Annotated in this window: 15 protein-coding genes and 1 tRNA gene; 12 read left to right on the top strand and 4 right to left on the bottom strand. The window is 54.2% G+C overall.

Features of this window, described 5'->3' with window-relative positions; translation table 11 throughout:
- Positions 1-184 precede the first annotated feature (184 nt).
- Positions 185-1,033, bottom strand: a complete 849-nt coding sequence (locus C8N36_RS09700) for a YrbL family protein (RefSeq protein ID WP_097803711.1) — start codon at positions 1,031-1,033, stop codon at positions 185-187.
- A 484-nt stretch (positions 1,034-1,517) separates the two neighbouring features.
- Between C8N36_RS09700 and C8N36_RS24140 the strand changes: the two genes are divergently transcribed.
- The 12 genes from C8N36_RS24140 to C8N36_RS09625 all read left to right on the top strand — a co-directional run bounded on the left by C8N36_RS24140 (position 1,518) and on the right by C8N36_RS09625 (position 11,374).
- The gene (locus C8N36_RS24140; protein ID WP_097803713.1) at positions 1,518-1,898 is read left to right on the top strand and encodes a hypothetical protein; all 381 of its coding nucleotides are present in this window, start codon (positions 1,518-1,520) and stop codon (positions 1,896-1,898) included.
- Entirely contained in the window at positions 1,895-2,671 is a 777-nt protein-coding gene (locus tag C8N36_RS09685) for a helix-turn-helix domain-containing protein (protein ID WP_097803714.1), read from the top strand. The genes C8N36_RS24140 and C8N36_RS09685 overlap by 4 nt, the downstream gene beginning before the upstream one ends.
- A gap of 153 nt (positions 2,672-2,824) precedes the next feature.
- Complete coding sequence (locus tag C8N36_RS09680; protein WP_097803715.1) at positions 2,825-3,175, top strand: HNH endonuclease; 351 nt, start codon at positions 2,825-2,827, stop codon at positions 3,173-3,175.
- Between the two features lie 43 nt (positions 3,176-3,218).
- Entirely contained in the window at positions 3,219-4,886 is a 1,668-nt protein-coding gene (locus C8N36_RS09675) for a terminase large subunit (protein ID WP_097803716.1), read from the top strand.
- A 640-nt stretch (positions 4,887-5,526) separates the two neighbouring features.
- A complete protein-coding gene (locus tag C8N36_RS09660) occupies positions 5,527-5,973 on the top strand; it encodes a hypothetical protein (RefSeq protein ID WP_097803719.1) in 447 nt (148 codons plus the stop codon).
- A 58-nt stretch (positions 5,974-6,031) separates the two neighbouring features.
- On the top strand, positions 6,032-6,754 hold the full coding sequence (locus C8N36_RS09655) for a hypothetical protein (RefSeq protein ID WP_097803720.1): 723 nt from the start codon (positions 6,032-6,034) through the stop codon (positions 6,752-6,754).
- Between the two features lie 84 nt (positions 6,755-6,838).
- Complete coding sequence (locus C8N36_RS09650) at positions 6,839-8,077, top strand: phage major capsid protein (RefSeq protein WP_097803721.1); 1,239 nt, start codon at positions 6,839-6,841, stop codon at positions 8,075-8,077.
- Positions 8,077-8,358, top strand: a complete 282-nt coding sequence (locus C8N36_RS09645) for a head-tail connector protein (RefSeq protein WP_097803722.1) — start codon at positions 8,077-8,079, stop codon at positions 8,356-8,358. Before C8N36_RS09650 ends, C8N36_RS09645 begins: the two co-directional genes overlap by 1 nt.
- Positions 8,355-8,888: an HK97 family phage prohead protease gene (locus tag C8N36_RS09640; RefSeq protein WP_097803723.1), complete on the top strand. Its 534-nt coding sequence runs from the start codon at positions 8,355-8,357 to the stop codon at positions 8,886-8,888. Before C8N36_RS09645 ends, C8N36_RS09640 begins: the two co-directional genes overlap by 4 nt.
- Positions 8,885-10,102 carry a phage portal protein gene (locus C8N36_RS09635; RefSeq protein WP_097803724.1) on the top strand — a complete coding sequence of 406 codons (1,218 nt, stop codon included), beginning with the start codon at positions 8,885-8,887 and terminating at the stop codon, positions 10,100-10,102. Before C8N36_RS09640 ends, C8N36_RS09635 begins: the two co-directional genes overlap by 4 nt.
- Positions 10,095-10,301 carry a hypothetical protein gene (locus C8N36_RS09630; RefSeq protein WP_097803725.1) on the top strand — a complete coding sequence of 69 codons (207 nt, stop codon included), beginning with the start codon at positions 10,095-10,097 and terminating at the stop codon, positions 10,299-10,301. The genes C8N36_RS09635 and C8N36_RS09630 overlap by 8 nt, the downstream gene beginning before the upstream one ends.
- An 80-nt stretch (positions 10,302-10,381) precedes the next feature.
- Positions 10,382-11,374, top strand: a complete 993-nt coding sequence (locus C8N36_RS09625) for a tyrosine-type recombinase/integrase (protein WP_170125849.1) — start codon at positions 10,382-10,384, stop codon at positions 11,372-11,374.
- Positions 11,375-11,394: 20 nt separating this feature from the next.
- Here the strand turns inward: C8N36_RS09625 and C8N36_RS09620 are convergent.
- The 3 genes from C8N36_RS09620 to C8N36_RS09610 form a co-directional block, all read right to left on the bottom strand.
- Positions 11,395-11,471, bottom strand: a tRNA-Arg gene (locus C8N36_RS09620).
- A gap of 56 nt (positions 11,472-11,527) precedes the next feature.
- The gene (locus C8N36_RS09615; protein ID WP_097803727.1) at positions 11,528-12,910 is read right to left on the bottom strand and encodes a sensor histidine kinase; all 1,383 of its coding nucleotides are present in this window, start codon (positions 12,908-12,910) and stop codon (positions 11,528-11,530) included.
- Between the two features lie 6 nt (positions 12,911-12,916).
- Positions 12,917-14,335, bottom strand: coding sequence for a dihydrolipoyl dehydrogenase family protein (locus tag C8N36_RS09610; RefSeq protein WP_097803728.1), 1,419 nt, complete (start codon positions 14,333-14,335; stop codon positions 12,917-12,919).
- Positions 14,336-14,337: the final 2 nt, after the last annotated feature.

The following is a 14,337-nucleotide window of genomic DNA, read 5'->3' as shown; positions in this document are numbered from 1 at the left end:
TTTACCCCTTTTTCTTGGCCCTTGAATGACGCAGTTTTAAGGGCCTGTCCAGCAATGCAAAATCAACTGATCAGTCTTTTTGCCATATGAATGGACAGGGTTGCGAAAAAGACCCTAGCTGCACGATTCTACAGCCTAACATTTATCGGTTTTCGCCCATGCCTCCAAACTGGTAAGAGGCCGATCAAAACCGAAATTGGCGCGCATCGTCATCCCAGTGCAGGTCTCGATCAATTGTCAGGCGCTTGCATTCCTCCGCAAGCCGCTCTCGCCTGACACGCGATGACCACCGCGCAGTTGGTATCCATCTGTAATCTCCAAGACCGTCAACCAAAACGAACTGTAGCTGCCCCTGCCTTTCGCTGAACACCACATTCCCGGCATGCATGTCCGACACCGGTACATCCCATTTGTCGATCTTCTGAATCAGCCCGTTCAGATGTCCGAGCTTCACTTTGTTAAACTCCCCCACGCGAAAAAAATGTCTAAGCGTCGGGGCAAGGCGTACACCTTTCGGTCCATAGAAGGCCTCAAAGACGTCAGCCGGTCCCATATCGGTGGCAACCGAGCCGTAAAACTTGGAGAAAGGCGGATTGGAATCGTCTTCAAGTCGCTTTTTTATCTGCCGGAAAGCGTGTTTTTCCCGAAGCCAATGACGATAAGATGAAGCTTTGCCATCCCTCTCATATTTAACCTTCAACACCTTGCTACGGTCGTTTGGATGCGCGAACACCAACCGTTGTTTACCTTTACCAAGCCATTTTTGGTCGGAAATTTTCAAAACGTGTGAGATTGTTAACCCCGTTTGGTTTTTAGTTGTGCAAACTGGGTCAAATGCTCTGCCCTGCTGGTTTCCGCAATTTCGTAAGAAACATCGCGATGCTGTCGTCAGCCTCAGATAGCCCGCTACAAGTTGAAAATCAACTTCACGAACGCAAAATGAGAAGCCACCCGCACTGAATGACAGGCGGGTTCCCCCCGATTTACAGACACTGATGTAAGTTGCAATTTGTAGTCTTCTGATCTTCATCATGATTGTCGAATCGGAAGCGACATCACCCGGGGTTCAAGGCCAAGTTGGCGTGGGCAGCGCTGGAGGACGACGAGCTGACACATGCGCAATATTATGGCGGCGGATCGCAAGCACGTTCGAAGGCGCATTCTGCATTCACGCACCAAATGAGGCCATTCACAAGTTCGGCCAGCCAGACATAGTGAACATAGAAAAGAGCAGCCAGTTCACCTCTGTCGCTTGGGCAGACAGATTACGACGCGCCTGCCTGCTTATCTTGAAGGATAGAATATGCAGAATGCTTTTACGCGCTGAAAACGTGCCAGAAACAACGAAATTCTGGCTAGTAGCGGACATGAAAGCCGAAAGGAAATTGAGCACTATGTCCGTGGTGCCGATCATTGAAAAGCGCTTATCGCATATGCCTAGGAAACACGGAAATTTCCAAGGCTTGAGCAAGGTGCACGCCAAAACCGTTGGAGCACCTGCACAGTAGGCCACTATTTTGGAAGCAAAAAAGATCGCTGCCCACACAAATCCCAATGCCGAGTCCGACGAATTATCAAAACCTTCAACCCATTCACGCAAAAACGCGCGCAACTCATTGAGTTTGCGCGCGTTTTTTGAAGTAATGGCGGACCGAGGAGGGTCGCACAATTTCAAACCAGAACAATCGGTTACAGGCAAAACTTCCAACATTGACGCCTTAAACCGTTCAAAGGGTTACGCCACAGAGTTCCAACTTTCAAAAGGAGTTCTGGCAAACGAAAGCCCCGGTGCGCTGGCGGGCGCAACCGAGGCTAAAGACGTTCACGAAGCGGCTAAGCTTTCACTTCCTGATAACATGGCCCACTCCCCCTACGCAAGCCTTGGGGGTGCAGCATGACCAGCGCCACAATTAGCCGCTATGAGTGGCTAAAAGCCGTGATGCAGGTAGAAGGGCTTTCCGCCACCGCCAAGAACGTTTGCACCGCCTTGGCACTGCAATTCTACAACGACGAAACAGGCCGACTGAACCCCTCACAAGAAACCTTGGCGAACTATTTGAAGGTCCATAAAGACACCGTAAAGCGCGTCTTGCGGGAACTCAGAAACGCCGGGTGGATACTGTCGATTGGCGACGGCGGGCGCGGAAAATCGCCAATGCTACGCCTTCTTTCACCCTCAAAAATCATCCCGTTCCGCCCTGTAAAGGGGGGGCAAAATGCACCTGTCAAGACCGATAAAGGGGGGGCAAATCCACCCACGCAAGGTAAAGAAAGGGGGGATGATTTGCAGCAAAAGGGGGGGCAAATCATCCCTCCGCATTATAAGGAAGAACAGTATAAAGAACATAAGAGGGCAGATGTTTCCACAAAGCGCCCGGAATGCTTGTCGCAATTCAGAAACCACCACTTTGCAGGCCGGACATTCGCGGGGCTGGTTGTCGTACCAACCACAGAACACAGCGCTCTAAACGCTTGGGGTGATTGGCTGGATGAAAACCAATTTCCAAAGTTGTGTTTTTTCTCAATCCAGCAATTGCAGGAGAAGGGGAACAAGAAATTCTTCCACCTTCCAAGCAAGACCCCCCCCACCACGCCAGACGCCTGTGCAGAAGCTCGGTGGTACTTCGAGCAACTGATTGACTTCGAGGGGGCCAGCCATGCGGCGCAATGAGTTGTTGAAGCCTGAGAAACCAAGTCAACAGATAGCAGATCTGGTCTACCGCATTCACCGGCTATGCCCTGACCATCGCAACCCGCACCGCTTTCACGAGGAGAAAAGCGAGATTGCTTATGATCTGTCCGAACTAGCAAGGCAGGTGAACTGATGGCACGTTGGCCGTACATCACCAGCAAGTGGAAGAAGCTACGCTTGGTCAAGCTGGGGCAGAACCCAATCTGCGAAATATGCGAACGCCGTGGGATGACTGTCGAAGCCAACACCGTCGATCACATCAAACCGATCAGCCAAGGCGGCGCAGCTTATCCAGAACTCTCTGGCCTCATGGCTCTGTGCGCTCGCTGTCACAATGAGAAGACGGCGGGCTTTGATCGAACACACGGCAACTCAACTGGTCGCCGCTTCAAAGGGTGTGATGCGGAGGGCGAACCGATCGATCCGAGTGACGGCTGGTGGGGTGGGGGCGGGTCAGATCACGAAAGCGGATCATCCTGCTAACCGTCTGCATAGACAAACAAATATTTAATAAGGAAATCTAAAAATGGGACAACGCGGCAAGGGGGCCAAGCCTAAACTGGCAGTGGTTGGCAACACGGCCCAAGGCGCGTTTGGCTTCGCGCAAGACGAAGTTTCGCCCCTGCGCAGCGTCTTGCCATGGGAGAAGCCCGGTCTAAGCCGCGTTGAACGCGTGGTTGCGTTTCTTGAGGATCTGCCGATCACTCAGGGCAGTTTGGCCGGTTCAAAACTTGAAATCCGCGATTGGCAACGCGACTTCCTTGAAGCCGTCTACGCCGAAGATGAAACCGGCCAACGCCCGGTGCGCACTGCGGTTTTGTCCATGGCCCGCAAGAACGGCAAAACGCAATTGGTCGCGGGTCTTGGCCTTTGCCACCTTGTCGGGCCAGAGGCGGAAAGCCGGGGCGAAGTCTATGCCGCCGCAAACGACAAACAGCAATCCGGAAAGACCTTCATGGAAATGGTCGCGATACTGGACGAACACCCCGAACTGGACACGCGCGTCAACGTGGTCAAATTCTCAAAGCGGATCGAAGTCCTAAGCGGCACTGGAAAAGGTTCAATTTTTCAAGCACTTAGCGCCGATGCTTCCACCAAACAGGGTTTGAGTCCCAGTTTTACCATTTACGACGAACTTGGCACCGCCCCCAAGCGCGACCTCTACGAAGCGCTTGATACGGCCATGGGCGCGCGTGACAACCCGCTGCTTTGCGTGATTAGCACCCAAGCCGCCAATGACCACGCGGTTTTGTCCGAACTGGTGGACTATGGCAAAAAGATAAACGCGGGCGAAGAAATCGACCCAAGCTTTCACCTGACTTTTTACGGAGCAGATCAAGACGATGACCCTTGGAGCGAAGAAACTTGGCTCAAAGCAAATCCGGCGCTTGGTGACTTTCGATCCCTTGAGGATGTGCAGCGTCAAGCGGCGCAAGCGCAGCGTATTCCGTCCAAGGAACAATCATTCCGCAACCTGATCTTAAACCAACGCGTTGACGCGCATGTCAGGTTTCTGGCCAAGGCAGAATGGGACGCCAATGGCGGCGCGGTGGATTATGCGGCGTTGGCAGGGCGTGAATGCTGGGGCGGGCTGGATCTGTCGCAGAGCCGCGACCTGACCGCCTTTGTGCTGGTCTTTCCCGATGCCGATGGCGGCATTGATGTGTTCGCCAGGTTCTTCTTGCCTGAGGCTGGCATTCGCGAAAAATCGGAACAAGATCGGGTGCCATACGAGGTTTGGGCGAAACAGGGTTTTCTAACCCTGATCCCCGGTCCCGTGATCGATCCTAGCGCCGTGGCCGAAGCCATTGCAGAGGCTTGCCAAGACTTCGATCTGCGCACCATCGCCTATGACCGCTGGCGCATCAATGATCTGAAACGGGAATTGGACCGCATCAACGTCGCTCCGCCGCTGGAGCCATTCGGGCAGGGCTTTCGCGATATGGGGCCAGCGGTGGACAAGCTGGAACGCATGGTTGCGGAAGGCCGGTTGCGTCATGCCGGCAACCCGATCCTGACCTTTTGCGCATCCAACGCGGTGATTGAGCGTGATGCCGCTGGCAACAGAAAATTGGACAAAGCGCGGTCAAGCGGGCGGATCGATGGGCTGGTGGCGCTTGCCATGGCGATCGAAGCGATTGACCGAGAGTTGGAAGAAGAGCTTCCGGCGTGTTTGGCGCAGCTTTTGGAGTAAGTTCTAGGTTTTTCCAGAAAGCGTCGCGCGATAGATTTCGAGCAGTGCTTGCGCGAACTCAGACTTTCTCTTGGGGCTTCTCGAAATAGAAAGTGTGTCCCTATGTGGGGGGCAGCCAGTTATTTGGACGCTGGGGCATTGTTCCATTGTCCTTTGAATACACGCCCAACTGTCTTGAAGCTCTTGGGGGAAGTCGCCCGGGCCAAGTGGGAGAACCCAATCCAGAGCACTAGCAAGCTGTTCCGAGTAAGCGCCTTTGCTTACCAATAGGCACATTACTGCGCCCTCTACTCTTACTGCTAGACTGGTGTCCCCGTTAAATTCATCCAAGCTTTTCATTTTCTAAGCCGAACGCCTGCGCCGCCACCATTCTCAGGAATGAGTTCTACACCCGCGCGTTCTAGAGCCTCGCAGATGGCCATAATTGAAGGTTCTGCGACAGCCCTTCTTTCCTTTTCGAAATCTACGACCGTGGACAAGCCAACTGATGCAGTTTCGGCGAGTTTTGGTTGTGTCATAGAAATCAAGGCGCGCGCGGCTCGGCATTGTGCAGGTGTCATATCAACATTTTCTGTTGACGGCGATACTCACCGTCGTTATCAACATAAACTGTTGATAACCCATTCAGGAGACCCTGACAATGCCCAAAGACCGCGCCTGCGCGAACGATCAGCCACACCCTGTTTCCATGTTTGAAAACAATCAGGTAAGCGGCCTTGCCCTATGCGGCAGCAATGTTTTCAGTGACCACATGGAGGAAGTTGAAGCCTTGCGGAGCCGCCAAGCGGCCTATCTGGATAGCCTTCCGGACAACGAATGTGACGCAATTTCTGAGGCATGGACTCTCTTGCACTCGGACGGAGAAGAATACCCCGAAGGATTTGAAGAAGCGCTGCACCTATCCCACGCGCTTGATGCCTTGGTGAAAGATGGCGACCTAGACACCGAAGGTAGAACCCGCGACGCGGCGCTGTATATCTCATACCGTGTTACTTTCGCCTTGCACCGCACAGCAGAACAACTTGACCACATATCCCAGATCTTGAGCAAACCAGCACGTCACAAGAATTCGCAACGCCGCCCTTAATTGCACGAGATGCAAAAACACTTGACCCTTTTTTGCATCTCGTGCAAAAAGAACGCATATGAAACTTGCTGCACTCATAAACGCCGCTTCTATGGAAATCGGGATAAAACCCAGCGAAGCAAAAACGCGCGCCCGTTTCATGCGTGAACATGGTTTTTTGCGCAGCGGTGGGCGCGGCAAGGGCGCTGCCGAGATGCAGCCCGATGACCTTGCCGCTGTTCTCTTGGGGTTTAATTCTTTTTCTGAGCCAACCGGCACAGGATACGCCTTGCGGGATTTGTCTCGTGCCAAGTTTGACTTCTGTGACTGGACAGATTTAACCGCCCTGCAAAATGGTCTTGGAAGGCCCGAAGATGAGAAGGCGATGCCGTACAAGTGGTATGGCGCACCGCTGCCCACAAATTATTGCGATATGCTTAAAAGCAACGACCTGATTAAAGTTCTCGCAACCGCATTGTTGTTTTCCAAGAACCAAGAGCCAAACAACCGATTGACAGGCATAACGTCAAAATCCAGCCAAGACGCTCTTAGCTGGGAAATCCAGATGAATGTCAAAACGTCTCAAGCAGAAATGCAAAAGCGCTACATTGAGGCGTCTGGCGATAGCAGCGACCGCCTTCGTTTCACTGACTGCGAAGAAGAACACGATTGGCTTGTGACGGCCAACTTTCTCTTGCTGGAAGAACAACAAGACAAACGCGAAGTTAGCATGAAAATCGAAGGAAACATGATTGCGCCCCTAGTGGCGGCATGCGCTGACCAATGGGAGGACATTCCATAGGTTTCTAAACCGGCCAGCGCGCGCAAAGTTTGGACGCAGAGAACGCGCTGGCCTTTATCTTAACATCCACAAAGGAGAATCAAGATGACTCTTGATAAGGCCCATGAGCTGCGTGAGCAACGTGCAGCAAAAACCGCAGAAATGCGGGCAATCAATGACAAGGCAGACACGGAAAACCGTGACTTGTCTGGCGAAGAGCAAAAGCGCTTCAACACGCTGGAAGGTGAAGCGCGTAGTTTGCAAACCCGTTTGACCAATGCGGAAAAACTAGCAGAGTTTGAGCGGTTCGAAGCGCGCGGCGAAGATGTTTCCGGCAATGGCAGCGGCACGTTGACCACAACGGGCTATTCGCTGTCGAAGGCGCTGACCGAAAGCCGCTCTGGCCGGTTGACCGGTCTTGAAGCGGAACACCACCAAGAATTGGCCCGAGATCGCGGCGAAGTGCGCGGCGTTATGGTTCCGACTGAAATCATTCTTGGCGGCGAAACCCGCGCTTTGACCACGGGCGGCACGGGGGGCAATCTGGTGGCAACAAACCTTGCCGCCATGACCGACCGCCGCCGCCCGGCCCTTAAGATCGAAAGCATGGGTGCAACAGTTTTGCGCGGCTTGTCTGGCAATCTTGAACTGCCCCGCCTTGCCGGATCTGGTTCTGCATCTTGGGTAGCGGAGCACACCGATGCCAACCGCTCAGACGCTACCTTTAGCAAAACGTCCATGGGGCCAAAGACAGTTACAGCGGAATATGAGTTGTCACGCCGGATGATGCTGCAATCCAACACGGCTTTGGAAACGGTGTTGCGGGCAGATCTGGCCTTTTTGCTGGCTCAAAAGCTGGATAGCGCGGCCATACGTGGGGGCGGCACAAATGAACCTACGGGCATTTTGGCCAACGGTGACGTTTCGAGTGTTACCGGTGGCCCGATTGACGCGGATTTAGCGTCGGACTTGATTGCGGCTCTGGAATCGGACAACGTTTCTGGTACGGCGGCGTTCCTGACCAATCCAGCGGTTATGAACCTCGCCCGCAAGCTTCAAGACTCTGATGGCCGCAACATTCCGCTGTCTGAAACGTTCCACAATGAGCGCGTAGAGTCGTCCACACAGGTTCCCAGTGACATTGGCGCAGGTAGCGACAAAGACGCGCTGATCTATGGTGAATGGGCCAGCCTCTATATCGGCTACTGGTCTGGTGTGGATCTGCTTGTGAACCCCTATCATTCGGATGTGGCCAGCAAGGGCGGCGCTCTGCTTCATGCCTTCCTTGATGCTGACGTGGTGGTCCGCCACCCCGAAGGCTTCCGCTACGCGGAGATTGGCTAATGGTGACGCTGGAGGATGTGAAGGCCCACTGTCGGGTTTTGCCTGAGGATACGGATTTTGATTTGGAATTACAGAACGCGTTGGATGCGGCTGTGGATCATCTCAATTCAATTGATGTGGGCATGACGGTTGACCCACTTCCTCCGGCACTAAAACATGCGGCATTGATGCTTGCCGCTCATTTCTTCGAAAACAAAGAGGCCGTGACCGAGGGACAACTAACCGTTGTCCCTTTGGGCGTATCGCGCCTGATTGCCCCATATCGGGAGTTTAACCTGTGACCCTTGAGAAACGCTTTCAAACCGCCGAACTGCGTACCAAAGGCCGACGCCTAGAAGGCTACGCAGCCCTATTTGGCACAGAGGCACGGATTGGTGGGGGGATGCTTGAAACCATCGCCCCCGGTGCTTTTGCGACCACTTTGGCACAAAGGTCTGACATTTTGGCGCTGGTTGACCATGATCCGGCCCGCGTTTTGGCCCGCACCAAGTCCGGCACTCTGCGCCTGAGCGAAGACACACGCGGCTTGGCTTTTGATCTGGATGTGCCAGATACACAAGCTGGCCGCGATGTGTTGGCATTGGCCGAACGCGGCGACCTTGGCGGAATGTCCTTTGGGTTTAACGCCCGCGATGAGCAGATTGACGACAACCGCCGCGAATTGCGGGCGGTGGATCTGTTCGAAATCAGCATTGTTGCAGCGTTCCCAGCCTATGGTGGCACGGTCATTCAGGCCCGCTCAAAGCCCAGCATATTCACAGCCCGCAATCATGCAGCCCGCACCCTGACAATTTTGGAGTTGATGACATGAGCCTGTTGTCTCGCATCTTTGGCCGTGAACAGCGCGACTCTACGATCACCTCCTCTGACCCGGCGCTTGCAGCGTTTTTGGGCCAACGCAGCACCGCAAGCGGATTTGTTGATCCAAGCCGCGCGTCCGGCCTTTCCGTAGCTCAAGCATGTATTTCGGTAATCAGTCAAAACTTGGCCGCAATGCCGTTCAATGTCTATCAGCACGGCGAAGGCAGCGGTCGGAACCGCGCCACGTCGCACCCGCTTCACACCTGTTTGCATGATAACTTCAACGAGCAATTGACCGCCTTTGAAGGTCGTGAGCATTTGATTGTCTCGCTATTGACCACGGGCAATGCCTTTGCCCAGATCGACCGCAACGCCCGCGGGCAGGTGGTGGGTTTGTTCCCACTCAACCCAGCCATGGTTGCGGTTGAGCGCTTGGAAAGCGGGCGGCTTCGCTATCGCGTGTCGGACGCACGCGGCGGCACAAAGGTCCACCTGCAAGAAGAAATCCTGCATTTGCGCTATCGCCTTGGCCCCGATGGGATCATGGGCGCATCGCCTATCCAACTCGCGCGAGAAACCTTTTCCTTGGCACTGACACAGCAAGAACAGGCGAACCGTCAAGCGGGCAAAGCCTTCCGTCCCGAGGGCGCGCTTGTGTTTCCTCAATCCATCGGCGGTGACAAAAAGGTTGATGCTTTGGACAAGCTGCGCACCCGCGTTGAAGGCGAGGTGCAGTCATCCGGTATTCTGGTTTTGGATGGCGGCGTTGAATGGAAAAGCCTGTCGCTGTCATCCAAGGATGCCGAGTTTTTGGAAAGCCGCAAGCTGTCCAACATGGACGTGGCCCGCACATTCAGTGTTCCGCCCACAGTTGTTGGGATCACAGATAACGCCACCTATTCAAATGTAGATGGCGAAAGTCGCGCGCTGGTGGTGCGCTGTCTGGCCCCGATGGCCCGCCGCATTGAACAGGCTATGAATGCGGCGCTTCTTACCAGCGAAGGGCGCAAGCGCTATTTTGTAGAGCATGACCTTGCTGGCCTACTGCGCGGCGATATGAAGGCCCGCTATGAGGCTTATCGGATCGGCCGGGAATGGGGCTGGATCAGCCCGAATGAAATTCGTGGTTGGGAAAACCTAAGCGAGATCGAAGACGGCAACGAATACCTGTCACCGCTCAACATGACCGAGCTGGGCCAGCGGGAAGGGGGCAACGATGAATGAAGCCATCCAGAATCGTCGCACAACACCTCAGCTAGTCCAGACGGCCATTGAAGGCGCAAAACGCGCTGGATTGCCCGTTTCAGCGGTTGAGGTGCGCGGCGGTGGTATTGTGCGTATCTTGGTTGGTGAAGTCGAAAACACAACCAACGCAAGTGAGGCCAAAACATGCGACGCCATTTTCGAGGAACGGTCAGGTTGAAGCATCTTTCCCAATCCGGTTTCTTTGCTAGCGGTAACCCACGCTTCTATTATCGACCCAAAGGGGAAAAGGGCGTTCGAATGCCCGACGCTCCAAAAGATAGTGCAGCATTTCTAGCGGCATATGTTGATGCATCAGGCAAGGCCCCTACCCCGAAACCTAAGGCATTCGGCCTAGGCAGCTTGGGCGCAGGCGTTACGGCCTATCTGGGATCTTCTAGTTTTCACGGGATGGCATCGAGCACCAAGGAACGCTGGCGCACTCGTTGCGATGATATTCGCCTGCGTTACGGGATTGCCAATCTGGAAAGCCTGACAGCCCGCCACATTAAAAAAGACCTATCGACATTCGAGGGACACTCTCGAAACAACCGCCTCAAGGTTTGGCGCTCACTCTGTTCCTTCTGGGATGAGCAAGGAATGATTGAAATCAACGTGGCGCGCCAAGTTTCACTGAGCAAGACTGCGGCAACCGATGGGCACACCCCCTGGACGCGTAATGACTTTGCTGCTTTCCGGGCTTTCTGGGCAATCGGCACCAAAGAACGCTTGGCTTTCGAGCTGATGTATCGGACCTGCGCCGCAATTGGCGACACCTGCAATCTCACACGTGGCAACGTCAAAGATGGTTGGTTGTCCTACACCCGGCAAAAATCAAACAGTGTTGCGGCCTGCCCTTTCTACGCCGATGGGCCAGATTGGTTTGAAGGCACAACAGATTTGCAGGCATGTCTAAACGCCGAAGATAATCACATCACTTTTCTAACGACCCAAACCGGAAAATCTCGCTCTCCAAAGAGTGCCGCATCATGGTTTTCTAAGGCCGCTAACGCTGCTGGCCTTGAGAAGGGCAAGACCGCTCACGGGATTCGCAAGGGTCGTGCAGCGATGTTCAAAGAGAATGGTGCTTCCGCAGATCAACGAATGGCTATTTTAGGCCATGAGACTATTGGGGAAGCGACACGTTATTCGAAGTCCGCCGATCTACGCAGGACCGTAGAGGGAACAGAAAAGTTCCAACTTTCAGAGCAAGTTCCAACTCAGGAACATAACCACTTGAAATCGAAGGGATAAGTTTATGATCAGGGGTGTAATGGCGGACCGAGGAGGATTCGAACCCCCGACCCCCTGATTCGTAGTCAGGTACTCTATCCAGCTGAGCTATCGGTCCGTGAGGGCAGGATTTAGAGTTAGTAGAGCAGGAGCGCAAGAGGCAATTTCAGCTTTTTACATCAATTTTCCCATCGGAAGTCGAATGGTGAAAACTGTTCCGGTTTCATCGCTGCGATCAAGGGTCAATTCGCCGCCGTGACCACGGACAAGCTCAAAGACAATCGCAAGCCCGAGTCCGGAGCCACCTTTGCGCACGCCACCCTGAAAGGCCTGAAACAAATGCTCTTTGGCTTTCGGTGGCAGGCCGGGGCCGGTATCTGTAACGTGGATGATCCAATCCGTATCCGTAGACAGTGCCTGCACGCCAATTTCACCGGGCTGGCTGCTGGCCACAATCGCTTGGCGCGCATTGCGGATCAAATTGCCTAAAGCGCGGTATAATTGTTCAGGATCACCGCGCACCATCATTCCTGCGGGGATGTCTTCGGAAATGCTCAGATCATATTCACCGATGGCCAGCCGTTCGGCTTCAATCACTTCGCTGGCCAAACTGGCTAAATCGAAATGGATCAGGGCCGGCGCAGGTTCTTCGGCGCGACCAAATGCAAGTGTGTTCTCGCATAATGACACTGCCCGGGTGATCGAATTCACCAGTTTCGGTGCCATACGTTTGACTGTCGGATCTTCGGACATTTCGATCCTGTCTGTGAACAGCTGCGCGGCTGTTAGAATGTTTCGCAGATCATGGCTGACCCGCGCTACAGCACCGCCCAGCTGAGCCAGACGATCTTTTTGCTTGAGCGCGGAGGTCAGCTGCGTTTGCAGACTGTGCAACGCCTCTTCCGCTTCTCTAAGCTCTCGAACGCTGGCAGATGGCTCGATGATCTGGCGCGCATCCTCTGGCGCAGCGGAGTAAGCTTGCATGTGGCCCACCACGCCTTTGATCGGCCGCACAAGCAAGACCCGCACCGATAAGAACAACAAAAAGGCTGTGAACACCGAAATCACCGCGGACAACCACAAGATATTCAGCCCGTAGTCGATCATGGAATTGCGTAAATCTTCTGTATCCATGGTGATTTCGATTTGCTGACCGGCGTCCAAGGACGGATTGCCAATCACCCGGATCACTTGTGGATCCGGATTGGCCAATCGCATCATCGCGTCGCGGATCAGCGGCATGGGCCGCGCCCCGCGCAAATCAAAACTTTTGGTGATTTCGGCGGGCATGGGCGATGACAGCATCAACTCACTGACTTCATCGCGGCGCAAAGCAACGTTGAAGACCCCGGCGTTTTTAAGCAGCTCTGCTTCAAGCTCCTCAGTCAGCATATCATCCGCGAGCAGCGCCAAAGAGGCGATCTGCGCCCTCTCAAGCCGTGTCGTAAGATAATCCTCGCGAAACCGCGCGACCGAAGGAACAAAAATCATCACTTCGGCCAGCATCACAAAGATGGTGGTTAGGATAAGGAAACGGCCTGAGAGAGAATTCAGCATCAGGGTCTACGGCAGCCAGCGTTGTACAAATCGGACAACCTTTTTCACGGTGTCATTCTCAAACAATCTAGGTGAGAAATACGCGCCTGCCACCCGCTTGTTCATTTCAGAGACTGTGGGATAGGGCGCAATCATGTTGGACACTGCGCTCATTTTCAAACCATTGGCAATGGCTAGCGACCAAGTCGAAATCAACTCACCCGCTTGGTAGCCCGCGATTGACGCCCCGACTGGTTTGCCTTTGACAACCATCACCTTGATCAGACCTTTGGTTTTGCGCTCCGCGATGGCGCGATCATTATGATGATAGTGAAAACGCGCAACCTCCAGCTTGTCTCCATATTGCTCGCTTGCCTGCGCCTCGGTTAGCCCGACTTGGGACAATTCGGGCTGGGTGTAGGTGGCCCAAGGGATGTGTTTGGTGCTGGCTTTGGCGGGTAGCCCAAACAAAGCCGACCGGATGATGATACCAGCGTGATAGCCTGCAACATGGGTAAATTGCAGACCGCCAGCAGCGTCCCCGATCGCATAGACCTTTTTGTTGGTTGTGCGCAGGCTGTCGTCGACTTTGATGCCGGTCCGGGTGGTTTCGATCCCGGCTTTGTCCAATCCCAACTTGGCGACATTCGCCTTGCGGCCCACGGCCATCAGCAAATGCGTGCCCTTAAAGATGCGGCCATCTTGGGTTTCGACTTCAATCGCCCCCGCTTCACCGCGAATCTCTTTTGCAAGGGCCTCCTCGGCGATCTCGATCCCTTCGGCGCGCAGATTTTCCAAAACCACCTCTGCCATCTCGGGGTCATCTTTACCAAGGGCTTTCATACCCTCAATCACCGTGACTTCGGATCCAAGGCGGCGGTGCGCTTGGGCCATTTCCATTCCGATTGGGCCACCGCCAATGACAAGCAGGTGCTCAGGCTTCTCGCGCAACTCCCACAAGGATTCGTTGGTCAGATAGGGAACATTGTCCAAGCCCGGAATGGGCGGGACGAAGGGAGAAGAGCCAGTCGAAATCACCACGCGGCGCGCGATGATCTTATAGGGGCCTGCTTCAACTTCGGTCGGTGAGATAAACTGCCCGTATTCACGGATCACCCGAACGCCAAAACTCTCAAAGCGTTCTTGGCTATCGACAGGTTCAATCGTGGCGATCACGTCATTCACATGGTCTTTGGCAGCGGCATAGTCGACCTGAGGCACAACGTTGGCCACCCCGTAGTCTTGCGCATGGGTCATTTCGAATGCGGCCTTACCGCTGGCGATCAACGCCTTGGAAGGGACACAGCCATAGTTCAGGCAATCGCCGCCCATTTTGTGGCCCTCAAGCAAAACAACAGAGGCCCCCATTTGCGCCGCCCCTGCCGCTGTCGACAACCCGCCAGAACCGGCACCAATAATCAGCAGATCAGTTTTGATGGTTTCCATGA

Origin of the sequence: Pelagimonas varians, from assembly GCF_003208435.1 — a bacterium.
Taxonomy (GTDB): domain Bacteria; phylum Pseudomonadota; class Alphaproteobacteria; order Rhodobacterales; family Rhodobacteraceae; genus Pelagimonas; species Pelagimonas varians.
Note: the sequence above shows the minus strand (reverse complement) of the source record. Positions and strands in the feature narration are given on the sequence as shown.

What these genes read in the sequence shown, in the direction of transcription:
- C8N36_RS09700 (WP_097803711.1), bottom strand. Translation starts at nt 1,033, where the DNA reads ATGATGAAGATCAGAAGACTACAAATTGCAACTTACATCAGTGTCTGT.
- C8N36_RS09685 (WP_097803714.1), top strand. Translation starts at nt 1,895, where the DNA reads ATGACCAGCGCCACAATTAGCCGCTATGAGTGGCTAAAAGCCGTGATG.
- C8N36_RS09680 (WP_097803715.1), top strand. Translation starts at nt 2,825, where the DNA reads ATGGCACGTTGGCCGTACATCACCAGCAAGTGGAAGAAGCTACGCTTG.
- C8N36_RS09675 (WP_097803716.1), top strand. Translation starts at nt 3,219, where the DNA reads ATGGGACAACGCGGCAAGGGGGCCAAGCCTAAACTGGCAGTGGTTGGC.
- C8N36_RS09660 (WP_097803719.1), top strand. Translation starts at nt 5,527, where the DNA reads ATGCCCAAAGACCGCGCCTGCGCGAACGATCAGCCACACCCTGTTTCC.
- C8N36_RS09655 (WP_097803720.1), top strand. Translation starts at nt 6,032, where the DNA reads ATGAAACTTGCTGCACTCATAAACGCCGCTTCTATGGAAATCGGGATA.
- C8N36_RS09650 (WP_097803721.1), top strand. Translation starts at nt 6,839, where the DNA reads ATGACTCTTGATAAGGCCCATGAGCTGCGTGAGCAACGTGCAGCAAAA.
- C8N36_RS09645 (WP_097803722.1), top strand. Translation starts at nt 8,077, where the DNA reads ATGGTGACGCTGGAGGATGTGAAGGCCCACTGTCGGGTTTTGCCTGAG.
- C8N36_RS09635 (WP_097803724.1), top strand. Translation starts at nt 8,885, where the DNA reads ATGAGCCTGTTGTCTCGCATCTTTGGCCGTGAACAGCGCGACTCTACG.
- C8N36_RS09630 (WP_097803725.1), top strand. Translation starts at nt 10,095, where the DNA reads ATGAATGAAGCCATCCAGAATCGTCGCACAACACCTCAGCTAGTCCAG.
- C8N36_RS09625 (WP_170125849.1), top strand. Translation starts at nt 10,382, where the DNA reads ATGCCCGACGCTCCAAAAGATAGTGCAGCATTTCTAGCGGCATATGTT.
- C8N36_RS09615 (WP_097803727.1), bottom strand. Translation starts at nt 12,910, where the DNA reads ATGCTGAATTCTCTCTCAGGCCGTTTCCTTATCCTAACCACCATCTTT.
- C8N36_RS09610 (WP_097803728.1), bottom strand. Translation starts at nt 14,335, where the DNA reads ATGGAAACCATCAAAACTGATCTGCTGATTATTGGTGCCGGTTCTGGC.